Source organism: Microbispora sp. NBC_01389 (assembly GCF_045040095.1).
GTDB lineage: Bacteria > Actinomycetota > Actinomycetes > Streptosporangiales > Streptosporangiaceae > Microbispora.
On record NZ_CP109552.1, the window covers coordinates 3,590,211 to 3,611,790 of the forward strand.

The following is a 21,580-nucleotide window of genomic DNA, read 5'->3' on the forward strand; positions in this document are numbered from 1 at the left end:
GTGCGGGCGGGGATCCTGTCGCGGGTCCCCGCCCGTGCTCGCCTCGTCAGCCGGTCGGCTGGACGGTCTCGGGTGACTCCGTCTCGCTGGGTGTGGCGGGAGCGGAGCCGCCGGGCGACCGCTCCGGCGTCGCGCCGGGAGCGCCGGGAGCGCCGGGAGCGCCGGGCGGGGACGGCGCCCCCGGGCCACCTCCGGCATGACCTGGCAGCGGCGGCCGGCTGGCGTCCGCGATCAGGACCGCACGCGGACTGTCCCCGGGCGTGCCGATCACCCACACCTGGTCACCCTGCTGGATGCCCTGTAATCCCTTGGAGTCGGCGACGACCCTGGTCGACTCGTCCACGGCGTAGGCCCGTCCGCCGACCGAGATGGAGTCGCTCTGCACCGAGTCCACCGCGCCCGTTTGGCTGGTGAAGGTCTGGTAGTCGTCCTGGCCGGGCCGCCCGGGCTGTGGCTGCCCCTGCTGGAGCAGGGCGAGCTCCGTCAGCCCGAACTGGGCTGGATTGAACTTGATCGGGCCGGATGGCGCCTGTGCGGCGTGCTCCGCCTGGCCGGCCTGGCCGGCCTGTATGGCGCGGGACGGCGCGTGGTCGCCCGGAGCGTTGGCCGTGGCGAGGCCAGCGCCGGTGGCGAGCGTGAGCGCCGCGGCGACACCGAGGAGAAGACGAGGCCGTTTTCCTCGCGGTGGTGTCGGTGGCTTCTCCTCCGCGTTCCCGCGGAATTCGGGACTGGTCATCGGAACTGCTCCCTCTGCTCGGCCATCAGGAGCCGCAGGCCACGCGCGTACGGGCGCGGCGCGGGTACGAAGTGGCCGACGTGGCTTTGATGTGCCCGGACACGGGCGGATGTGCCCGTGGTGAAAGGCCGGCGTGATGAAAGGCCGGCGCGGCCGGTGTCCCGGCGCGCGTGTGCGGCGCCCGTCCCATCGCACGGCGGCGCACGAGGTTGAACCGAGAGGCCGCCCGGCACACCTGGCCGGGCCCCCCAGGATCCGTCCGGTCAGCCGCCGGTCCGTGCCGGTCGGCCCGCCCTCGGATCCCCTCGCCGCCCTACCCCATCGAGTACGGCGGTCACCGCGTGACCGGTAAAGCCATCGTCCAGAGGCAATTGCCGGAATACGACCCGCGGTCAGACGGCCCCGGCGAGCATGTCCACGATCAGCATCGGGCGATGGTCAGAGCGGCCGGGGGCTTCCGGCGAGGTCCCGTACGGTCTGGATCAGCTCGGCGGGGTCGAAGGGCTTGGTGAGATAGGCGTGCACGCCGATGTCGTACCCCCGCCTGCGGTCGTCCTCCTGGGCGCGGGCCGTGATCAGCATGACCTTGATGTGCTGGGTGCCCGGATCCTGGCGGAGCCTGGTCGCCGTCTCCCAGCCGTCCATGCGCGGCATCATCACGTCGAGCGTGACGACGTCGGGAGCGACCTCGCGCACCCGGTCCAGGCAGTTCTGCCCGTCGTACGCGGTCTCGACCTCGAATCCCTCAAGGGTCAGGTTGACCGTAATGAGCTGCCGGATGACCTCGTCGTCATCCACCACCAGCACGCGTCCCAGAAGCTCACCCACGGGCGCCAAGTTAGCCAATGAGGAGGGGTGGGCGTGCGGTTTTCGCTGATCCGCCCGTCCGAATCTCCGGCGGCCGTAATGGTGTCACGAACCGCATCGGAGTACTGGTAGCCTTGTCAGCGGTTGAGCCCCCTTAGCTCAGGGGATAGAGCACCGGCCTCCGGAGCCGGGTGCGTAGGTTCGAATCCTACAGGGGGCACCAGACCAAGACCAGCTCCACACATTCTGTGTGAGCTGGTCTTTTTCATATCGTACGACTGCTGCGATCTTGCTGTCTTGCGAGAGTCCTGGTCGATCTCGTTGTCGTCGGCTCGCACGCCTGCCGCGTGCCGGTCTCAGTACAGTGGCGGGGTGCCGGGTGAGCAGGTGAGTGCGCGGGTGGACATCTGGATCTGGTCGGTACGGCTGACCAGGACTCGTTCGATCGCGTCCGACGCCTGCCGGGGTGGTCACGTCCGGGTCAACGGGGTGCGGGTCAAGCCCGCGCATGTCGTCCGGGTCGGCGACGAGGTCCGGCTGCGGCACGAGGGGCGCGAACGCATCGTGGTCGTCTCCCGCGTCATCACCAAGCGCGTCGGCGCCGCTGTGGCCGCCGAGTGCTACGTCGACAAGAGCCCTCCGCCTCCTCCGCGCGAGGAGGCGGTGACGGTGGCCGTCCGGGCCCGTGGCGCGGGACGCCCCACCAAACGCGAGCGCCGCAGCATCGACAAGCTGCTCGGGCGCCCGGTGGTGGAGGGCCGGGACCGCCAGGCTCACCCGGAGTGAACATTCGGTGATCGCTGCGCTGCGGGCGCAGGGGGACACGGTCACCTCCGGCCTGGCCGCGGAGAGCTCGCGGGGGAGTGCGGAGGAGCGCGGCCGGGCTCCCGGGGTCACACGGTGACGACCTGCCATTCCTGATTGACGCCGCCGTTGGCGGCCCATTGGATGACCCGGGCGCCGTCGGCTGTGGAGCCCCCTTCGACGTCCGCGCACAGTCCGTTGCCGACGTTGACGAGCCGGTGGTAGCCGCTCGTGGTGGCGGGGACGAGTTTCCACCGCTGGTTCGCGCCGTTGGTGTCGGTCGTCTGGACAAGGGCGGTGCCCTGGTTGGCGTTCGGGCTGGTGAGAGCCTTGCCGCTGCCGAGACTGACCAGCCGGAACGAGCCGTCGGAGTTCTGTGTCATCCGCCACTGCTGGTTGGCCCCGCCCTTCCAGGGCCACTGGACGACGGTCGCGCCGTCGGCGGTGGAGCCGCCGTAGACGTCCAGCACCTTGCCGCTGTTGCGGTTGACCAGGCGGACGACGCTGGAAGCCGGGCCGCCGGCGCCCAGCTCGACGGTGATCTGGGTCGTCGTGCCCGCGGTGAGCGACACCTGCCGGGCATGGTTGCCCAGCGGCGAGGCGGCGACGCCCGCGCTGGTGGTCACGGAGGCGATCCCGCGCCGGCAGATGAGCGTCACGGTCTGGGTGATGTCGGAGACGACGGTGGCGGTGACGGTCCGGGCGACGACGTCCCAGGTGAGCGAATCGATCCGGATGCGGTTGCGGCCGCGTACGCCGGTGATCGCGCCCTTGGCGAACTGGTCGGGCAGCGCGGGCAGCAACTCCAGGACGCCGGGCCTGGAGTAGACCAACGCCTCGGCGACGATCGCGGGCAGCGAGTTGGCGGCGTCGGCGTTGTAGATCGACAGGTTCGGGTTGTGCGAGGTCATCAACGACCGGAAGACCATGTTGTTGCCCAGGATCTTCCGCAGGTTGCCGTACACACCGGCGCCGTCCTTGAGCCGGGCCCGGGCGAGGCTGCGGTGGATGGCCCCGTGGGCCTCCCCTCCCTCGTCCCCCCGCAGATCCAGGGCGCGGCTGGCGTACCGGATCAGGTCGGGCTTGTCCTCGGGGTTGATCTCGTGCAGCGGCCAGACCGGATACATGTGCTGTACGTGCCGGTGGTTGTACCGGTCGGACAGGCTGGGCCACGACCATTCCGCGAGCGCCCCGTCGCCGTTGATCCGATAGTCGGGCAGTTTGGCCAGCAGGGCGGTCCAGCGTTGTACGCCCTGGCCTTGGCCCTGCTCGGTGCCGAGGAAGTTGGCGGCGTCGACGGCGGCCTGCAGCGCGTGCCGGCCCGCGGCGATCTCGCCGGTCGCGTTGATCGACAGTTGCCTGCCCGTGTTGCCCGGGCTGTTCTCCATGGAGAAGCACGGCACGAAGACGACCTTGCCGCCCGCGTCGGTGCGGGTGAGGAAGTCCTCGTAGAACAACGCGAGCTCGATCAGGACCGGGGCGAGCTTGGTGCGGTAGAAGGTGGTGTCACCGCTGACCTGGTAGTACTCGAGCAGGGGATAGAGGAGCCAGTCGGCGCCGCCGATCCAGGTGTGGCCGGGGAACCCGCCGTCGAAGTGCAGCATCTTGCCGTACTCGCCGTCCGTACGGGAGGGAGCGAGCAGGCCGCGGGTGCCGTAGAGGTTTCTCGCGTTGGTGCGCCAGTCATTGATCTGGCCGAGGATCAGGGTGAAGTAACCGTCCATGGCCTCGGTGAGGGACAGGATGTTGCCGCCGGCGACCTGGAAGTTGACGTTGGCGTCGGTGGTGAAGTCGCCGGCCCACGCCGCGTCCCAGGCGCCCGTCCACAGGCCGGTGAGCCGCGGCGGCAGGACGCCGCTGGAACTGAGGAACAGGTAACGGCCGGAGTCGTACATCCGCTCCAGCAACGCGAGGTCGATGACGTTGCGGTTGGAGTTCTGCCGGCCGATCAGCTCACCGGTCGACAGTTGCCGATCGGCGGCGCTCACGTTCAGGTCGAGGCGTGAACGGTCGTACAGCGGGGTGTGCAGGGCGGTGTGCCGCGCGAGCAGCGCCGTGTAGTCGGCGCTCAGCGCGGCCAGCGCCGTGTGCAGGGGTTTGGCGTCCCACGCGGTGGATGATTCGTAGCGGTCGAGTTTGGTCAGCAGCACGAGTCTGGTCGCCCCGGCCACGACGATGGTCGACCCGCTGACCCGTACCGAACCGCCGGTCGCGACCACCCGGGTGACGCCCTCGTAGCCGAACGCCCCCTGCCCGGCGGGGTAGGTGCCCCGCAGGTTCAGGTATCCGTCACCGTTGCCGGCCGTGGCCAGGGTGGTGAAGCCGACAGACCCCGGCACGCCGCTCAGGGCCGTGTTGACGCTCAGCGTGGTGTCGATCGTCCGGCCCGGCGCGGCCGTGAGTTCGTGGACGATGACCCGGTCGGCTCGGGAGGCGAAGGCCCGGCGCGTCCACGCGCCGTAGCTGTCGGTCCAGGTGGAGGTGACCTCACCGGTCCGGAAATCGGTGATCCGGGCGTAGTCGGCGGCAGTCGTCATCCCCGGGGTGCTGATCCGCAGCTCGTAGCCCGGATGGAAGGTCTGAGTCCAGCGCAGCGACCAGCCGGAGGTGAAGTCGCCGGTGGCACCGTTGAAGTCACCGGCGAGCGCCTTGTCCCTGACCCCCGCTAACCGATTCGACAGCACCGGCGGTGTCACGTTGCGGGTGCCGTTGGGCAGCACGAACCGATGATGCGTGAAGACGACCTTCTCCAGGGTGGGCGCGCCGTAGAGCATGGCCCCGTACTCGCCGTTGCCGGTCAGGAAGGCATCGGTCCAGTTGGCGGCGGCGGCCGTGTCGTAGATGCCGCGTTGCGGCAGCGTCACCTGCGGCGGTACGGCGGCGGCCGCCCGGCCAGAGAAGATCGTCGAAGGAAGCGCGGCGGCGCCAACGGTCGCCGCCGTGGTGGCGATGAAGCGTCGACGGTTCAGCGGCATGTTCATCGAAGCTCCTGGTGGCGAGCCGGGGGGATGGTCGCGGCCGAGCACCGCCTGTGCCGCCAGACATCCCATGAATATGACGTACCGGCGCAACGTATGACGTCCTATGTCTTGCGTCAAGGAACGTCGTGGACGCCGTGTCATCTCGGTCCCCGTTCCAGGGCGGTCATCAACTGTGGCCAGGAGCTCGGTGAAAATTTCAGCGGCAGGAAGGGCGGGGGCCGGGACCGTGACCGCGAGGTGCGCGCCTGCCGCCGGTTGCCTCCTTCACCCTTCCGAGGGTGCCGGGCCGCCGGGAGTCATCCCACCTCAGAAAGAGGCTCAGTCGCGTGCGAGCAGCTCCAGCGTGTCGACGACCCGGTTCGAGAAGCCCCACTCGTTGTCGTACCAGGCCACCACCTTGACGTGCCTGCCGTGGACGCGGGTGAGGGCGGCGTCGAAGATCGACGACGCCGGCTGGCCGGTGATGTCGCTGGAGACCAGCGGCTCGTCGGCGTAGTCGAGGATGCCCCTGAGCCTGCCGTCGGCGGCGGCGCGGTAGGCCGCGAGCACCTCGTCGCGGGTCACCTCGCGTGAGACGGAGGTGTTCAGCTCCACGAGCGAACCCACCGGAACCGGCACGCGGATCGAGTCGCCCGACAGCCTGCCGTCGAGGTTCGGCAGCACCTGGCCGATGGCCTTGGCGGCTCCCGTGGTGGTCGGCACGATGTTCACGCCGGCCGCGCGTGCGCGCCGCAGGTCGCGGTGCGGGCCGTCCTGCAGGTTCTGCTCCTGGGTGTAGGCGTGCACCGTGGTCATGAAGCCGTGCTCGATGCCGGCCAGGTCGTCGAGCACGGACGCCAGCGGAGCCAGCGCGTTCGTGGTGCACGAGGCGTTCGAGACGATCACGTGCCTGGCGGGGTCGTACGCCTCGGTGTTCACGCCGTAGGCGAGCGTGACGTCGGCGCCGTCGGAGGGGGCGCTCACCAGCACGCGCCTGGCCCCCGCGTCGATGTGCGCGCGGGCGGCACGCGCCGCGGTGAAGCGGCCGGTGGACTCGAGCACGATCCCGACGCCGAGCTCGGCCCAGGGCAGCTTGGCAGGCTCGCGTTCGGCGAGCACCTGGATGCGGCGGCCGCCGACCACGAGCTCGGCGCCGTCGACCTCGACGGGAAGGCCGAGGCGGCCGAGCGCGCTGTCGTACCTGAGCAGGTGCGCGAGGGTCTCCGGGGCGGTGAGGTCGTTGACCGCGACCACTTCGAGGTCGGTGTCACGTTCGAGCAGGGCTCGGAGGGTGTTGCGTCCGATGCGGCCGAATCCGTTGACGGCGATGCGGGTCATGGGCGTTCCTTTCGTCTCGCGCTCCATGATCGGCGTCCGGACGCCGGGCCGACAGTGGCCTGAATGACAGCACGCGCAAGGATCGAGCCAGAAGTTTCGCCACCGTTCGCAAGGATCTCGCCACACCCCGCCCGATCGGGTTCAGGCCGAAAAGGTGTGGCGGTATTCGGTCGGGGAGGTGCCGAGAATGCGCTGGAAGTGCAGGCGCAGGTTGGCGCCGGTGCCGAGCCCGACCCGGTCGGCGATCTGCTCCACGCCCAGGTCGGTGCGTTCGAGCAGTTCGCGGGCCAGGTCCACGCGTGCCCGGAGCACCCACTGCATCGGCGTGTGGCCGGTGTCCTCCACGAACCGCCGGGAGAAGGTGCGCGCCGACACCCGCGCGTGGCGGGCGAGGGTTTCGAGGGTCAGCCGTTCGGACAGGTGCGCCAGGGCCCACTCCCGCGTGTTCGCGAACAGGTCGCCGAGCGGTTCGGGGACGCTGCGGGGAACGTACTGCGCCTGACCGCCGCTTCGGTAGGGCGCCGCCACCAGCCGTCTCGCCACGTGGTTGGACAGCCCGACGCCGTGGTCGCGCCGCACCAGGTGCAGGCACAGGTCGATGCCGGACGCCGCGCCCGCCGACGTCAGCACGTCGCCCTCGTCCACGAACAGCACGTTCTCGTCCACCCGTACGAGCGGATGCTTGCCGGCGAGGGCCTTCGTGTAGTGCCAGTGGGTCGTCGCCCGCTTGCCGTCGAGCAGGCCGGCCGCCGCCAGTGCGAACGCCCCTGTCGAGATGGCCGCGAGCCGGGTTCCGCGCTCGTGGGCCGCCATGAGCGCGCCGAGGACCGCGGCCGGCGGCTCCGTGGTCGCGGGCTCCCGATAGCCGGGGATGAAGACCGTGTCGGCCTGCTCGAAGGCGTCGAGGCCCTCGGCCACGTGATAGGAGAGGCCGTCGCCGCCGGTCACCAGTCCGGGCGCGGCGCCGCACACCCGCACCTCGTACGGCATGCTCGGCCGGCTGGAGAACACCTGCGCGGGGATGCCGACGTCGAGCGGCTTCGCGCCCTCCAGCACGAGCACGGCGACGCGATGGCTCCTCCGGCTCATCTGCCTCCTCCGGCTCTCCCGCGGTCCGGTGCGCGTCCTCTCGCACCCTGACCGTCATGACCCCTCCCGCAAGCATCCTGCCATCCACCCGCCCCGGCGCGGGTCACCGGTAGAGGGCGGCCAGGGCGGCGGCGGTGTCCGCCAGCCTGCTCCGCAGCTCGGCGGGCTCCAGGACCTCCACCTCGGCCCCGAGCCTGAGGAACTCGGAATGGGCGTGCGTCAGCGACTCGATCGGCACGGTGGCCCTGATCCAGCCCTCCGCGTCCGGCTCCTCGGCCGTGTCGTCCACGGCGGTCACCACGGCCGAGCTCATCGTCTCCCGCAGCCGCTCACACCCGTCCGGCGAGAGCCGGATCACCGCGTGCCCCTGGAACAGCCGCGAGCGGAAGCCCGCCAGGTGCTCGCGCCAGTGCCCGGCCAGGTCGAAGCCCTCGGGGCGCTCGAACGTGTCGTCCGTGACCCGCAGCCGCAGGATCTGGGTGACCCGGTAGGTCCGCAGGGCGCCGTCGCAGCGGGCCACGAGATACCACTTCCCGCTCTTAAGCACCAGCCCGTACGGCTCCAGCCGGCGTTCGACCTCGGTCGGGGCGGCCCATCGCCGGTAGAGCACCTCGATGACGCGGCCGTTCCACACGGCCTCGGCGACGTCGGGCAGGTGCGGCACGTGGTCGCCGTCGTGATACCAGCCGGGCGCGTCGAGGAGGAAGTGGCTCCGTATCCGCCTGGCGCCCTCCCGCAGGGTGGCGGGCAGCGCGGCCTCGATCTTGAGCTCGGCCGCCGCCGCGAGGGCGCCGAGCCCGAGCTCGGCGGCCGGTCCCGGCAGCGGGGCCAGGAACAGCGCCTCCGCCTCCCGCGGGGTCAGGCCGGTGAGGCGGGTGCGGAAGCCGTCCATCAGCCGGTATCCGCCCTCGTGCCCGGCCTCGCCGTACAACGGGATGCCGGCGGCCTGCAGCGACTCGACGTCGCGGTAGATCGTGCGGACACTCACCTCCAGCTCTTCGGCGAGCCGGCGGGCCGTCAGGCGCTCCCGCGACTGGAGCAGCAGAAGGATGGACAACAGCCGGGATGCGCGCACATCCACTGACAATAGATGTCAGTGGAGGGGTCGTACGGTCCTGGGCATGGCAAACGACTTCGACTTCCTCGTCGGCAGGTGGGACATGGCCAACCGGAGGCTCCTCAAGCGGGGTGTCGGCAGCGACGAGTGGGAGGAGTTCCCCGGCCACTGCGTCGCGTACGGCTTCTTCGACGGTGCGGGCAGCTTCGACACGCTCACGCTGCCCACCAAGGACTTCGACGGCGCGACGGTCCGGACGTACGACGCCGAGCGGGACGAGTGGTCCATCCACTGGATCAACAGCAGGCGCGGCCTGGATCCGGTCCCGGTCGTCGGCCGCTTCGTCGACGGGGTCGGCACGTTCTACGCCGACGACACCGACGACGGCCGCCCGATCCGCGTCCGGTTCACCTGGTCGGAGACCACACGCGACTCGTGCCACTGGGCGCAGGCCTTCTCCTACGACGGCGGCGAGACCTGGGAGACCAACTGGATCATGGACTTCACCCGCGTCGGGTGATGCCGTGAGAACCGAAGCGCTCATGACTTGTCGGCGGTCTCCGTGGCCGGCGGCCGGCCGCAGTGAGGCGTTCCGCAGGGGCGCTCGCCTCGCTAGGGTCCGGTGCCATGGTCACCCCTCTGGAGCCCGGCGATCCGCGCGTACTGGGCGAGTTCACACTGAGCGGACGGCTCGGCGAGGGCGGGCAGGGGGTGGTGTTCCTCGGCCGGTCGCCCCGAGGTGAACCGGTCGCGGTGAAGGTGCTCAAGTCGGGGCTCGACGCGTCGGTGCAGGAGCGGCTGGTCCGCGAGCTCGACGCGATGCGCGGAGTCGCGCCCTTCTGCACCGCCCGGGTGCTGACCGCGGTGGTCGACGGGCGGATGCCGTACGTGGTGAGCGAGTTCATCGACGGGCCGTCCCTGCAGCAGCGGGTCGCTTCCGGCGGTCCGCTGCGGGGCGGCGAGCTGGAACGCCTCGCGGTCGGCACGGCCACGGCGCTCGCGGCCGTGCACGCGGCCGGGATCGTGCACCGGGACTTCAAGCCGGCGAACGTGCTGCTGGGGCCGGACGGCCCCCGGGTGGTGGACTTCGGCATCGCCAGGCAGGGCGCGAGCGACACGATCACGGCGGGTCCGGTCGGCACTCCGGCCTACCTCGCGCCCGAGCAGATCGCCGGGGAACCGGCCACGCCCGCCTCCGACGTGTTCGCCTGGGGAGCCACGATCGTCTTCGCCGCCACGGGCCGCCCGGCCTTCGGCGCCGCCACCGTCCCCGCCGTCATGCACCGGATCCTGACCGCCGAGCCCGACGCCTCGGCGCTGCCCCGGCCCCTGCGCGGGGTGGTCGAACGGTGCCTGGCCAAGGATCCCGCGCTCCGGCCGGCCTCCCGCGACCTGCTGCTGGAGCTCGTCGGGGCCGCCCCCGACCCGCTTCGGGCGGGCGCGGCCGCGGCGGCCACCAGGCCGGAGGGCGTACGGCAGGGCGGCACGACCGCGATCCTCCCCACCTTCCCGGCCTCCGATCCGGCCGGGACGAATCCGCCCGCGTCGCGGACCACCGTGACGGGCGACCGCCGGCAGGCCTCCCGTACCGGGATCGTCGCCGGGGTGGTGGCCGCCGTGGCCGCGCTGTCGGTCACCGCCGCGCTGCTGGGGCCGCGCCTGCTTTCCGGCCGCGCGGCCGGCACTTCGCCGCACACTGGCATCTCGCCGCACACCGGCGCGACGACGACCGTCTCGCGCACCACCGTCTCGGGCACCACCGTCTCGGGCACCGCCGGCTCAGCGGCGCCACCCGCCGGCGCCACGCCGGGGGACACGGTCACGGACGACGGCTCGACCGAGGACGACGGCGCGGCGACGGATGACGCTGTGACGACGGACGACGCCGCGGGGGACGCCACGGCGACTCCGAAGGGCACCGCGGCGCCGTCGACCACGCCGGGCGGGACGGTTCCGGCCGCGTTCGCCGGCACCTGGGGAGGCCATGTCGTGCCCGACGAGCTCGTGGGAACCAGCGAGGCCGACGTCCAGATCGTGCTGGCAGCGGGCGGGCGCACCGGAAGCTGGAAGGACACCGACAGCTCGTGCCGGGGGAGTCTGACGCTGACGCGCGGCTCCGGCACCGCACTCGTCTTCCGGCTGGACAGGTGCGCCGCGGGCAGGATCACCCTGACCCAGACGAGTGAAGGGCTCGCCTACCGCCGGGACGGCGGCGAGGACGGTGTCACCTACCAGGGCCTCCTGATCCGGGACTGACCACTCCGCATGGGCATCGGAGATCCCGAAGCCACGTGCCGGCCACCGGACGCCGGTGCCGGACGGAAAGAAGACGACCCCGGCAGGAGGGCGGTGCCCAGCCTGCCGGGGCCGAATCGAGGCTAGTTTCCGTTCAGGCTGAACGCATAGAACTTGTTGTTCCCGGTGAATCCGGGGATCTGGCTGTAACCAGAACCCCAGAAAACCTTGTTCCGTGCGATCGTGGCCCCGGCGATCACCGATCCGCCGGAGGGGAATTTCCAGAGGATCCCGCCGGTGGCGGCGTTGAGCGCGAACATGTTGTCGCCGGTGCCGGCCATCGAGGGTGCGTAGACGACGCCGTTGGCGACGGCCAGAGGACCCTGGTCCGTGGCGCCCCCGGGGTCTGGGGTCTGCCAGAGAACAGCCCCGGTCGCCGGGTCCAGTGCGCTCCATGAGCCGTGGCTGGTGCTGACACCGGATGGCTGGAGCACATAGGGTTCGCTGCTGGAGTTGGAGATGGCGACGTAGATTCGGGTGCCATCGGTGGCGGAGCCCCACTGGATTCCACCGAGTGGCCCTCCCGGCCCGACTTGGGTGGCCCAGCGGAGTGCGCCGTTGAGGTCGGGGTCGAAAGCAGCGTAGATGCCGCTCTTCTGCCCGGCGCCGAGCAGGGTTTTCGATCCCCGATTCGTTCTGATGGTGAACAGGTTGATGCCGCTGCCGAAGTCGTAGTCTTCACCGGCCGGTGCCGGGCAGTTCCCTCCGGGGGTGCCGAACAGGCACGCGAGGTTCCAGTCGTCTCCGTCGGACATCCGTTGCGCCCAGGCGACGGAACCGTTCGTCATGCGCAGCGCGAGCACCGTGTCGAAATGGTTGTCCGGGGACTGACACGATTCCTGCGTACCGCCATTGCTGACGCAGGCCGTGTAGGCGGGGTCGGTCGGCGTGTTGTAGTTGTTGCCGGTGGTGGTGTACACGACGCCTCTGCCCGGGTCCGGGACGACGGTGCTGCTCCAGATCGCGCCACCGGAGTATCCCGTCGGCACCGTGAAGGTCTTCCACTTCAGGGCTCCGGTTTTCGCGTTGAGCGCGACCACGCTGCCACGGAAGCTGCAACACGGGTAGCCGGGATCGCCGGCCGCGGTCTCCTCGTTGGAGGACACCCCGACGTAGAGCACGCCTTGACTGACGATCGGCGAGCCGGTGTCGATCGCGTACGGGTGGCTGTCCAACTGGGTTTTCCACTTCAGGGCACCGGTGGTGGCGTCGATGGCGAGGAGCCAGGCCCCCTGCTGTGTGCCGATGTACATCGTGTTGGTGGACGAATCCACGTACGGCGTGGTGCGGGAGACCACCTTGGCCGGCGGATTGGGGAAAACGCCCTGCAGATAATCTCTCAGGATGTCGCGCGACCACTTGAGGCGGCCGTTGCCCGCCTTGAGCGCGTACAGGTGCCCCGACCAGTCGGGAAAATAGACGAGGTTGCCGACCACGGCGGCACGGGCGGACACGTCACCGCCGGTCGTGAACGTCCACTTCGGTGCGAGACGGCCGACATGGGCCGGCGTGAGCCGCCCGGTCCGCTCGGCCGGGCCGTTGGCCGTGTTGTTCGGATTCTGGCCGAACATCGGCCAGTCCGGTCCCTGGGCGGCAGCAGTGCCCGCGTCCGCGGCGAGGTTCACGCTCATCACCGCGAACAGGGCCACCACCGCGAGGAGGATTCCGGTCCAGCGATGCCGCCACCGCCGTTGTTGCCTGTCTCTTGCCAATGTATTTCCTTTTGCATGTTCGCCCGCGGATCGTTGGGTCTTTCAGGGGAGGCGGACCCATCATCGATATGGGGTCGCGCGGGCTGTTTCGAGGGTTTTCCGTGGTTCGAGTCGCGGTGCCGCTCCCCGTGAATCGCGTGGAACGATCCCGCGGCGGCTCCGTTGTTCTTCCGGCTCCGTTGTTCTTCCGGCTCCGGGGGCGGACTCGATCGGACTTGGGGAGTCCGCCCCCGGAGCCGGCCGTGATCTGTGCTACGTCCTGGGGGTGGTGGTCAGGGGGCTACGGGCGCCGCCGTCCCGCTCACGACGCGGGGGGCCCTCCCTGCACGAGCTGCGCGAACTGGCGCTCCAGGATCTTGTCGGGGCTGCCGTTCCAGAGTCCCCCCAGGGGCGCGGACGCGGGGTCGGGGAAGATGTCCTCCTCGCCCTTCTCCACCGCGTCGAAGATGGCCCGGGCGGCGGATTCGGGAGACGCCTTGGGCACGTCGAGCTCGCGCGTCATGTCGGTGTCGATTGGGCCGGCCAGGACCGCGTGGAACCTAACCCCCTGCCCGGCGTGGAGCGCGCGCAGCGTCTGGGTCAGGGAGAACGCGGCCGCTTTCGAGATCGAGTAGGACGGGAAGGGCGGCAGGGGAGCCAACGCGATCACCGACAGGATGTTGATGACGACCCCGCGGGAGCGGATCAGTGCGGGCAGGAAGGCCTGGGTCACGGCATTGGTGCCGTAGAGGTTGACGGCCAGGTGCCGTTCGAGCACGTCCGGGTCGAACGGGAGGTCGGGCAGCATGATGCCGGCGTTGTTGATCAGGACGTCCAGCGACTCGACCTGGTCGGCGGCCGCCTTGATCTGCTCGGGATCGGTGACGTCCAGCGTCACGGGGGTGACCCGCGCGTCGGCGTGGGTCAGCGGGCGGCGAGTGCCGGCATAGACCTGCTTGGCGTCCCTGGCCAGGGCCTCGGCGGCCAGTGCCTGCCCGATGCCGCGGTTGGCCCCGGTCACCAGCACGGTCGTGTTCTCGAATGTCATTTTGCTGCTCCTGTTTGGTGAATGATCGGCGGGATAAGCCGGGCCGGATTCGGCGACACCGGAGAAGAGCTGGCGGCGATCATCGAAAAATCATCGAACAATCTGTGGCCGGCCCTTCGTCGCCCCTCGGGGCCACGTCCTGTCGGATTCCGCCGCGCCGGACGGGCATTCCCGGAGATAAAGTCGTCCATCTCGTTCCGTCAAGGCGCACAGGCGATGTGCCCCGCCCTGCGGGGGCCAGGGCGGGGCACGGTCACGTCGGTCCGCTGACTACCGCGGGCCGGGGCCGACCGTGGGGCTGTTGCAGTAGGCGGCGAGCTTCCAGTGGCCGTCCTGCTTCACGAGAACCCAGGTCGCGTACGCCGTGCGCTCGGGCGGGGCCACGCTCTCTCCGGGGATCAGCACGCCGGTCTCGGTGATGACCACGGCCGTCTCGTCGCTGGGGAACCGGACATCCCGCACCTTCTGGGAGGCGCTCGTGCCCTTCATCGGCCCGTTGAACAGGAACGTCATCGAGCCGTGGATCTGCTCGCGCGACTCCATGAAGGAGCCGGGCACGGTCGCGGTCGCGTTCTCGAGGTAGTCGGCGACGAAGACGTCGGCGTCGTTCTTGCTCCAGGCCTCGTGGACGCCGTTGACGACGTCGAGGACGGCGGTCTCTTCGTTCTTCTGGTCCTGCGCAGCCATATCGTGACCTCATTTCGCTCATACGCCCGGATCGCTGCGGTCGACCGCCGAGCCGGAGCCGTCACGGCGACGTTCATGCTCAAGCGGTTGACGGAACGGAATTCCTGGCGCCGGGAGTGGGAATCTCTGGCGGTTGCTATCGGAAAGTACGGGCCGGCCTCACCTCCTCTCTGGGCAGCCGATCAGCCGTGGACGTCTACCAGGCGGATGACTCCGACAGGCGGTGCGCCTCGTGCTGCGCCTGGAGAGCGCGATGCCTCGGGTACGTCAGCGACACGAGGGCGCCGACCGCCGAGAGAGCCGCGCACAGCCAGAGGGCATGGCTGAAGCTGGTGATGAAGATCGAGGGGGACGTGTAGTTGTCCGGGTGGGCGAAGACGCTCGCGGCGAGCGCGACCCCGAACACGCCCCCCAGTTCGCGCAGCGTCGCGCTGGTACCCGAGGCGATTCCGGTCTGGTCGGGCCCCACCGAGGTCATCACCCCGTTCGCGACGGTCGGGAAGGCGATGCCGATGCCCACTCCCGCGACGAGCAGCGGACCGATGAGCCCGCCGAAGCCGATGCCGGGCTGGACGGCCGTCGCCACCCAGCCGAATCCGATCGCCTGCAGAGCTATGCCCAGGGCCATGAACGAGCGGTTGCCGTACTTGTCGGCCAAGGGGCCGACGACCGGGCCGATGAACATGGACACGCCGGTCCAGGCGAGTAGATGCAGGCCGGCCATCAGCGGGGTGTCGCCGAGCCCGACCTGGAAGAGTTGGGCCATCAGGAACAGCGCGCCGAACAGCGGGGCGTACATGAAGAAGTTGACCCAGCTCGCCGCGTTGAAGGCCCTGTTCCGAAACAGCTCCAGGCGCACCATCGGCTCGGGCCTGCGGCTCTCGACCAGCAGGAACACCACCACGACGACCGCTCCGGCGATCAGCGAGGCGACGACCTCGGGACTTGCCCAGCCGACGCTGCTGACCCGCACCAGCCCCCAGGCCAGGAGAAACGCCCCGGCGCAGGCCAGGGCGAGCCCGTACAGGTCGATCGAGTGGCGCGGTCCGTAGCTTTCGGTCAGCCGCGACCTCGACAGGAGCGCGGCCACCAGCCCGATGGGCACGTTGATCCAGAAGATCCAGTGCCAGTTGAGCCCGTTGACGACCACGCCGCCGACGACCGGACCGACCGCGACCGCGAGCCCCGAGACCGCGCCCCACGTCCCGATCGCCGTGCCCCGTTTCTCGACCGGGAAGGCGTCGCTGATCAGGGTGAGCGAGACGGGCATGAGGATGGCGCAGGCCAGTCCCTGGCCGGCGCGGGCCGCGATCAGCACGCCGATGTCCGGGGAGAGCGCCGCGACCGCCGACGTCACCGTGAAGATCAGCAACCCGATCGTGTACACCCGCCGGCGCCCGAAGCGGTCGGCCAGCGCGGCCAGGGACAGCATGACGCAGGCGAAGGTGAGGATGTAGGCGTTGATCGTCCACTCGAGGTCGCTGAGGCTCGCGCCGAAGTCGGCGCGCAGCTTCGGCAGGGCGGTGGTGACGACGAGGGCGTCCAGGGCCGTCATGAAGACGCCCACTGAGCCGAGGGCCAATGTCCAGCCCTTATGGGGTGTCGCTACCCCGACTTCGGCGGATGCCATGGTGCCCTCACTCCTTCGGGAGGCTCTGCGGTCCCGCGACGATGGTTGATTCGAAAATAAAACCATCTGCTTCAATTTTCGCACTGCGAGCCTACAGAGCCCCCGTGAGCCCGTGCAACAGAGTCAGGCTAAATGGATGACCTGCACCGGGTGGCCGGAAGGTAAAACCTGGCTACTTGATCACACACCTGATCAGCCGCTCGTCGCCGTCGAGCGTCGCGCGCCCCGCCGCGATGGCGTCGTCCAGCGTTTCGTCACGGTTGACCAGCGCTTTCAGGGTGCGGGCGTCCAACCGTACGACGGCATCGGCCTGGTGGGCGGCGGTGCGGGCGATGGTCAGTCCGGCATCGCCGAAGCGCATGGTGAACCGCTCTTCCCCGATCCGCATGTCGCAGGTGCCGGTGACGGGCATGCCGCCGGGGAAGAACAGCTCGGCCTGCGAGCGCAGCGACAGGAGAAGCGAATCGACGGTCGAAGGGGCCTGCCTGTCCCAGAAAGGCGACATCACCCCCCAGTTGCCCAGCGCGAAGAGAACCGGCTCCAGGGACCGCCCCCAGTCGGTGAGTTCGTACACGTTCGTGCTCACCGGAATGCCCGCGCGCTGCTTGCGCAGCACACCACTCTCCTCAAGATCGCGAAGTCGCCTCGTCAGGATGTTGGAGCTGACTCCGCACAGGCCGTCCCGGAGGTCGCTGAAGCGCTTCGGCCCGAGCATCAGCTCGCGGACGACCAGGAGCGCCCAACGCTCCCCCACGAGATCCAGCGCATGGGAGACCGGGCATCCTTCGTTGTAGCTGCGCTTCTTGACCATGTCGCCAGCCTACTCCGCCGTAATATCACCGCCCGGGGCGCCAACGCGTCGCCGTGCGACGTCCATGCAGGTCACAGCGCCCGCTCCCCGGCCCGTTACAGATCTCAGCGGGCCGATCCGGCAGCGGCTCCGACGACCTCGGCGAGGTAGGCGGCGGCCTTGTCGGAATCCATGAACCACTCGGCGAAGTCGTTCGGGTCGTCGAAACCCTCGATGTAGCGGTTGGCGATCGCGGTGTACTGGCCCGCCGCTCCCAGGAGTTCGACCACGTGCGGAGGCGGCGGCGACAGCGCCATGTTGGTCCACTCGGTGGTCGCGCGCCCGTGCTGCGTCCAGAACGTCTCGAAGGCGCGCTCCATGAAAGCACGGTCGAAGGGCCGGTCCCCGTGCTCCAGGATGCTGTCCAGGTAGGTCGCCGCACACTTGGCGGCCATGTTCGACCCCTGACCCGTGATGGGGTCGTTGGTCACGACGACGTCCCCCATGCCCAGCGCCCGGCCGCCCGAGGGCAGTGTCGCGACCGGCCGCCGGACGATCGGCGTGAACCCGCCGCGCAGCGTGCCGCCCGGGTCGGTGAGCTCCAGCTTGTCGTACTGCTCGCGCACCCATGGCACGTGCCGTTCCAGCAGCCCGGCGAAACGCTCCAGGTGCTGCTGGGGGGAGGAGACGTCGCCGAACACGTCCAGCTCCCCGCCGGGAAGGGCTTCGAAGAACAGGACGTGGCACGGACCCGAGACGGTGAGCGCGGGCATCACGATCATCTCGCCCAGCCCCGGCAGCAGGTGGAAGTCCACGGAATTGTCACCGGGGCCGGCCGGATCGGGCTGGAAGCCGTTGACGTAGACGAGCGAGAGCATGCGCTGCGGCTCCGTGTAGGGCGATCGGGCCGCGTCACGCTCGAACATCTCGGCCAGCCGGCCCTTGCCCGCGGCGACGACGACGAGGTCGTACTCGCCCGCCCACCTGTCGACGTCGGAGACGGTGGCGTTCCGGACGATCAGGTTGCCACCGTTGCCCTCGAACAACCGGAGCCAGTGCGACATCTTGACCCGCTGGTCGATGTCGGCGCCCGGCTTCTTCAGCGGGCTGCTCCACTCGACGGCCGGAGTGGGGCCGCCCGCGCCCAACATGAAGCGGGTGAACGGGGTGTGCGGCGGCTGTCCGTCCCAGAAGTAGATACCGAGGTCGCGTTCGAGCCTGAGCGTGCTGTCGAACTGGAACTGCGACGACATCACGTTGCCGTGCTCGATCTCGTCGGCCGTCCGCGCCGACACCACGGTCACGTCATATCCGCGCTGCTGCAGTCCGAGCGCGAGATGCAGCCCGGCCTGCCCGGCGCCGACGATCAGTACCTTGCGCATACCGTGTCACCCTTCTTGCGGCCCTGAGATGTGTGTTCGATCTCCGACGACCCGTGGTCCCAGTGTCCTCATATCGGGTGCCGGGGTCTTCTCCCGTTGTGCTCACGACGAGTGGCGGCGCGGGCCGGATTCCGCCGGGACACGCCGGCTAGGGCGTCGGGAAGAACGTGCGGACGAACTTCTCCCAGGCCCGCTCCCCGAAGAGGACGCGCTGCGGGCGAAGCAGCCGCACCGGTATGCCGATGCGGTACCGGATCCGCGGGCGCCGCACGGTGATCGCCTTTTCGACGACGGCGGCCACCTCGTTGGCGCGAAGCGACATCCGGCCTCGGCCCTTCGGGTGCTCGACCTCCCGATACGCACCGTGCCAGACGACGAAACGCTCCCAGAAATCGCCGTAGGGATCGTCGCCCGAGCCGGGCGCGAGCCCCAGATCGCCGACGGTGGTGGGCACGAACGCGCCGAGGATGGGGGAGGGTTCGACGACCACGACCTCGATGCCGAAGCGGTTCACCTCCAGCCGGAGGGAGTCGCCGATCGCCTCGAGCGCGTGCTTCGTGGCCTCGTAGTAGCCGCGTCCCGGGGTCGCGAAGAGCCCGAAGATCGACGACATGATGACGACCCGGCCCGCCCCCTGCGCCCGCATGCCCGGCAGGACCAGTTGTGTCATCCGGGAGAGCCCGAAGACGTTCGTCTCGAACTGCCGGCGGACCTCGTCCATCGGGGTCTGCTCGATCGTGCCGTTGAGGCTGTACGCGGCGTTGTTGATGAGCACGCCCACCGCGCCGTGTTCGGCGGTGATCCGGTCGACCGCCTCGATCATCGACTCCTCGTCGGTCACGTCGACGCGCAGGGTGGTGATGCCCTCCTGTTCCAGGTCCTTGAGCCCCTCCAGGCTCCGGCCGCTCGCGTAGACCGGCCATCCGGCGCGATGCAGGCGGAGCGCGAGCGCCCTGCCGGTCCCCGAGGAGAGACCGCTCAGCGAGGAGACACCGGTGATCAGCACCGCGCGGGATGGTTTCATGATCGGCTCCGGTTTCATTCGGCCGCCGCGGCCGCTGCCGGCTCGGAGTGGTCCGGAACCTCCTGCTGGGAGATGCGGCTCCTGGTCACGGTGGTGCCGAGCCCGAGGCCGTCGACCAGACGGGTGATAAAGTTGAACAGGGCCGCGCAGAAGAACGCCTCGAGCAGATCATCCTCCGTCCAGCCGGCGGCCAGGGCCCGCTGCCAGTCCGCGTCGGTGATCCGGTAGGCCTCGCGGCTCAATTTGGTCAGCAGGTGCAGCAGCACGCGCTCGCGTTCGTCCACCGGGAGGTCGTCGGGCGATTCCGCCGTCTCGATCGCGTCGGCGAGCTCCTTGCTGCCGCCGAAGACCTGGAGGAAGAAGTTGTGCGTGCCGACGCAGTACGGGCACTGGTTCACCTTCGACGTCCAGGCCGAGATCAGTTCCCTGGTCTGTCGCGGCAGCCGGCCGTGGTTGAAGACGCCGTTGAAACCGGCCAGCATGGTCTCGAGCAGTTCGGGCCGGGTGGAGACCAGCCGGAACATGTCGGGAACGAAGTTCAGTCCGGTCACCTCCTTGGCCCGCTCGTAGAGCTCCGCCACCCGTCCCGCCGCGTCCGCCTCGTCGATCAGGCGAACGCGGACCCCTGAGTTCGAATCCATCTGCCTACCTTTCTTCTCACGCGCCGGCCGGAGCACGCGCCGCGCGTTCAGCGGCGCAGCAACGCGGCCGCGCGCTCGCCGATCATGACGACGTTGAGGTGCGTGTTGGCGCAGACCATGCTGGGCATGACGGACGCGTCCACGACATGGAGGTTCTCCACCCCGTACACCGCGCAGTGCTGGTCGACGACCGCCCGCGCGTCGCCGTCGGGCCCCATACGCGCCGTGCCCACCGGGTTGTAGGCGCTGTCGACGGCGCTTTCGATGTAGCCGCGCAGGGCCTGGTCGTCGTCCATGACGCGCTCGTCCACCGCGACCAGCTGTTCGCCCTTGTCGAAGATCTTCGGTGAGCGGACCAGGTCCCAGCAGCCCCTGACGCCGTCGGCGAGCAGGCCGTAGTCGCGCTCGTCGGAGAGGTACCCCAGATCGACGGCGGGTGCGATGTACGGATTGGACGACGCGAGGGTGACCTTGCCGCGTGAGTGCTGCCGGCGGAGCACGACCATCACGCCGAACACCGCCCTGGCCCCGGCGACCCGGCGCAGTTCGGGGAAGTGATGGGTGAGGTCGAAGCGGTTGACCGCCGCGTAGTACAGATCGTTGAACCGGTCGGCGGTCGCGCGGGTCACGATCTGGCCGGTCGACTTGCCCTCGTTCTCGTTGCCCGGCTTGGGGGTCATGAACACGCCGATGCGCGGCTGGTCGGTCAGCCCCGCGCCCACCCCGGGCAGGTCCGCCCGCACAGGGACGCCGAGCGCGCGCAGGTCCTCCGCGGGCCCGACGCCCGAGCGGAGCAGGATCGCCGGCGAGCCGATCGCTCCGGCCGCCAGGATCACGCGCCGCGCGCGGATCGTCTCGAACGGGCCGCCATCGGCGGCCAGGACCACGCCCGCCGCGCGCTGCCCCTCGAACACGACCCGATCGACGAGGGCGCGGGGCAGGATCCGGAGGTTCTCCCGCCCCGCCACCGGCCAGAGGTACGCCATCGCCGTCGAGACGCGGATCCGCAGATCGCGCCGGTTCGTCGGGATCGGCCCGACGCCCGTCGACTCGGGGTCGTTGTGGTCGTCGGTCCAGGGGTGGCCGGCGCCGAGGCAGGCGTCGCGGAACTCCTGCTGCAGCGCGGTCAGTTCCTCGGGCCGCCATCGCCGGATGGGAACCGGGCCGCCGCGGCCGTGGAACTCGCGGTCGCCGAAGTCCAGATCGTCCTCGAGCGCCCGGAAGAACGGCTGCACGTGCTCCCAGGACCACAGCGGGTTGCCGTCCTTCGCCCACTCGTCGTAATCCTCGGGCGTGCCCCGGATCGCGACGGTGTTACCCACCGCCGAGGAGCCGCCGGTGACCTTCGCGAGCGGGAGCATGACGCGGCGGTCGCGGGTGAGCCGGGCCGTGAACCCCCAGCTGTGGTCCACCAGCGACATCGTGTTGGCGTCAAGGACATCGTCCGGGGTCCTTCCGGTCGCCGCGTAGTGCGGCCCCGCCTCGACCAGCAGCACCCGCCGGCCGGGGTCCTCGCTCAGCCGGGCGGCCAGCACGGCGCCGGAGCTGCCCGCCCCCACGACGATGTCATCGACGTCGAAAGCCTTCAATGACGACATCGC

Annotated in this window: 18 protein-coding genes and 1 tRNA gene; 4 read left to right on the forward strand and 15 right to left on the reverse strand. The window is 70.0% G+C overall.

Going from position 1 to position 21,580, the window contains the following annotated elements:
- Positions 1-46: 46 nt before the first annotated feature.
- Complete coding sequence (locus tag OG344_RS16325) at positions 47-736, reverse strand: DUF5666 domain-containing protein (RefSeq protein WP_405088945.1); 690 nt, start codon at positions 734-736, stop codon at positions 47-49.
- Between the two features lie 438 nt (positions 737-1,174).
- Positions 1,175-1,564, reverse strand: coding sequence for a response regulator (locus tag OG344_RS16330; RefSeq protein WP_327044122.1), 390 nt, complete (start codon positions 1,562-1,564; stop codon positions 1,175-1,177).
- Between the two features lie 127 nt (positions 1,565-1,691).
- On the opposite strand from OG344_RS16330, the gene OG344_RS16335 reads away from it, so the two are divergent.
- Positions 1,692-1,766: transfer RNA gene (locus OG344_RS16335), tRNA-Arg, on the forward strand.
- 149 nt (positions 1,767-1,915) lie between these two features.
- Complete coding sequence (locus OG344_RS16340; RefSeq protein WP_405088946.1) at positions 1,916-2,329, forward strand: RNA-binding S4 domain-containing protein; 414 nt, start codon at positions 1,916-1,918, stop codon at positions 2,327-2,329.
- Positions 2,330-2,436: 107 nt separating this feature from the next.
- On the opposite strand, the gene OG344_RS16345 is transcribed toward OG344_RS16340, so the two are convergent.
- The 4 genes from OG344_RS16345 to OG344_RS16360 all read right to left on the reverse strand — a co-directional run bounded on the left by OG344_RS16345 (position 2,437) and on the right by OG344_RS16360 (position 8,809).
- Positions 2,437-5,328 carry a glycosyl hydrolase family 95 catalytic domain-containing protein gene (locus tag OG344_RS16345; protein ID WP_405088947.1) on the reverse strand — a complete coding sequence of 964 codons (2,892 nt, stop codon included), beginning with the start codon at positions 5,326-5,328 and terminating at the stop codon, positions 2,437-2,439.
- Positions 5,329-5,646: 318 nt separating this feature from the next.
- On the reverse strand, positions 5,647-6,645 hold the full coding sequence (gap, locus tag OG344_RS16350; RefSeq protein ID WP_405088948.1) for a type I glyceraldehyde-3-phosphate dehydrogenase: 999 nt from the start codon (positions 6,643-6,645) through the stop codon (positions 5,647-5,649).
- A 141-nt stretch (positions 6,646-6,786) separates the two neighbouring features.
- Complete coding sequence (locus OG344_RS16355; RefSeq protein WP_405088949.1) at positions 6,787-7,734, reverse strand: GlxA family transcriptional regulator; 948 nt, start codon at positions 7,732-7,734, stop codon at positions 6,787-6,789.
- 103 nt (positions 7,735-7,837) lie between these two features.
- The gene (locus OG344_RS16360) at positions 7,838-8,809 is read right to left on the reverse strand and encodes a helix-turn-helix transcriptional regulator (RefSeq protein WP_405088950.1); all 972 of its coding nucleotides are present in this window, start codon (positions 8,807-8,809) and stop codon (positions 7,838-7,840) included.
- A 46-nt stretch (positions 8,810-8,855) separates the two neighbouring features.
- On the opposite strand from OG344_RS16360, the gene OG344_RS16365 reads away from it, so the two are divergent.
- Together OG344_RS16365 and OG344_RS16370 are read left to right on the forward strand one after the other, a co-directional pair.
- Entirely contained in the window at positions 8,856-9,311 is a 456-nt protein-coding gene (locus tag OG344_RS16365; protein ID WP_405088951.1) for a hypothetical protein, read from the forward strand.
- Positions 9,312-9,418: 107 nt separating this feature from the next.
- The gene (locus OG344_RS16370; protein ID WP_405088952.1) at positions 9,419-11,047 is read left to right on the forward strand and encodes a serine/threonine-protein kinase; all 1,629 of its coding nucleotides are present in this window, start codon (positions 9,419-9,421) and stop codon (positions 11,045-11,047) included.
- 122 nt (positions 11,048-11,169) lie between these two features.
- Here OG344_RS16370 and OG344_RS16375 read toward each other — a convergent pair whose 3' ends face one another.
- The 9 genes from OG344_RS16375 to OG344_RS16415 form a co-directional block, all read right to left on the reverse strand.
- Positions 11,170-12,738, reverse strand: a complete 1,569-nt coding sequence (locus OG344_RS16375; protein WP_405088953.1) for a PQQ-binding-like beta-propeller repeat protein — start codon at positions 12,736-12,738, stop codon at positions 11,170-11,172.
- Between the two features lie 361 nt (positions 12,739-13,099).
- On the reverse strand, positions 13,100-13,825 hold the full coding sequence (locus OG344_RS16380; RefSeq protein ID WP_327044134.1) for an SDR family NAD(P)-dependent oxidoreductase: 726 nt from the start codon (positions 13,823-13,825) through the stop codon (positions 13,100-13,102).
- Positions 13,826-14,095: 270 nt separating this feature from the next.
- Entirely contained in the window at positions 14,096-14,512 is a 417-nt protein-coding gene (locus OG344_RS16385; protein ID WP_327044135.1) for an SgcJ/EcaC family oxidoreductase, read from the reverse strand.
- Positions 14,513-14,708: 196 nt separating this feature from the next.
- Positions 14,709-16,208, reverse strand: coding sequence for an MFS transporter (locus tag OG344_RS16390; protein ID WP_327044136.1), 1,500 nt, complete (start codon positions 16,206-16,208; stop codon positions 14,709-14,711).
- A 106-nt stretch (positions 16,209-16,314) separates the two neighbouring features.
- A complete protein-coding gene (locus tag OG344_RS16395) occupies positions 16,315-16,953 on the reverse strand; it encodes a winged helix-turn-helix transcriptional regulator (protein ID WP_327044137.1) in 639 nt (212 codons plus the stop codon).
- A 104-nt stretch (positions 16,954-17,057) separates the two neighbouring features.
- On the reverse strand, positions 17,058-18,314 hold the full coding sequence (locus OG344_RS16400; protein WP_405088954.1) for a styrene monooxygenase/indole monooxygenase family protein: 1,257 nt from the start codon (positions 18,312-18,314) through the stop codon (positions 17,058-17,060).
- Between the two features lie 148 nt (positions 18,315-18,462).
- Complete coding sequence (locus OG344_RS16405; protein WP_327044139.1) at positions 18,463-19,338, reverse strand: SDR family NAD(P)-dependent oxidoreductase; 876 nt, start codon at positions 19,336-19,338, stop codon at positions 18,463-18,465.
- Between the two features lie 14 nt (positions 19,339-19,352).
- Positions 19,353-19,979: a peroxidase-related enzyme gene (locus OG344_RS16410; RefSeq protein ID WP_327044140.1), complete on the reverse strand. Its 627-nt coding sequence runs from the start codon at positions 19,977-19,979 to the stop codon at positions 19,353-19,355.
- A 47-nt stretch (positions 19,980-20,026) separates the two neighbouring features.
- Complete coding sequence (locus OG344_RS16415; RefSeq protein ID WP_405088955.1) at positions 20,027-21,577, reverse strand: GMC family oxidoreductase; 1,551 nt, start codon at positions 21,575-21,577, stop codon at positions 20,027-20,029.
- Positions 21,578-21,580: the final 3 nt, after the last annotated feature.

Coding starts and splice junctions, on each gene's coding strand:
- OG344_RS16325 (WP_405088945.1), bottom strand. CDS start 736: ATGACCAGTCCCGAATTCCGCGGGAACGCGGAGGAGAAGCCACCGACA.
- OG344_RS16410 (WP_327044140.1), bottom strand. CDS start 19,979: ATGGATTCGAACTCAGGGGTCCGCGTTCGCCTGATCGACGAGGCGGAC.
- OG344_RS16365 (WP_405088951.1), top strand. CDS start 8,856: ATGGCAAACGACTTCGACTTCCTCGTCGGCAGGTGGGACATGGCCAAC.
- OG344_RS16390 (WP_327044136.1), bottom strand. CDS start 16,208: ATGGTTTTATTTTCGAATCAACCATCGTCGCGGGACCGCAGAGCCTCC.
- gap (WP_405088948.1), bottom strand. CDS start 6,645: ATGACCCGCATCGCCGTCAACGGATTCGGCCGCATCGGACGCAACACC.
- OG344_RS16380 (WP_327044134.1), bottom strand. CDS start 13,825: ATGACATTCGAGAACACGACCGTGCTGGTGACCGGGGCCAACCGCGGC.
- OG344_RS16345 (WP_405088947.1), bottom strand. CDS start 5,328: ATGAACATGCCGCTGAACCGTCGACGCTTCATCGCCACCACGGCGGCG.
- OG344_RS16355 (WP_405088949.1), bottom strand. CDS start 7,734: ATGAGCCGGAGGAGCCATCGCGTCGCCGTGCTCGTGCTGGAGGGCGCG.
- OG344_RS16385 (WP_327044135.1), bottom strand. CDS start 14,512: ATGGCTGCGCAGGACCAGAAGAACGAAGAGACCGCCGTCCTCGACGTC.
- OG344_RS16400 (WP_405088954.1), bottom strand. CDS start 18,314: ATGCGCAAGGTACTGATCGTCGGCGCCGGGCAGGCCGGGCTGCATCTC.
- OG344_RS16370 (WP_405088952.1), top strand. CDS start 9,419: ATGGTCACCCCTCTGGAGCCCGGCGATCCGCGCGTACTGGGCGAGTTC.
- OG344_RS16405 (WP_327044139.1), bottom strand. CDS start 19,338: ATGAAACCATCCCGCGCGGTGCTGATCACCGGTGTCTCCTCGCTGAGC.
- OG344_RS16415 (WP_405088955.1), bottom strand. CDS start 21,577: ATGTCGTCATTGAAGGCTTTCGACGTCGATGACATCGTCGTGGGGGCG.
- OG344_RS16395 (WP_327044137.1), bottom strand. CDS start 16,953: ATGGTCAAGAAGCGCAGCTACAACGAAGGATGCCCGGTCTCCCATGCG.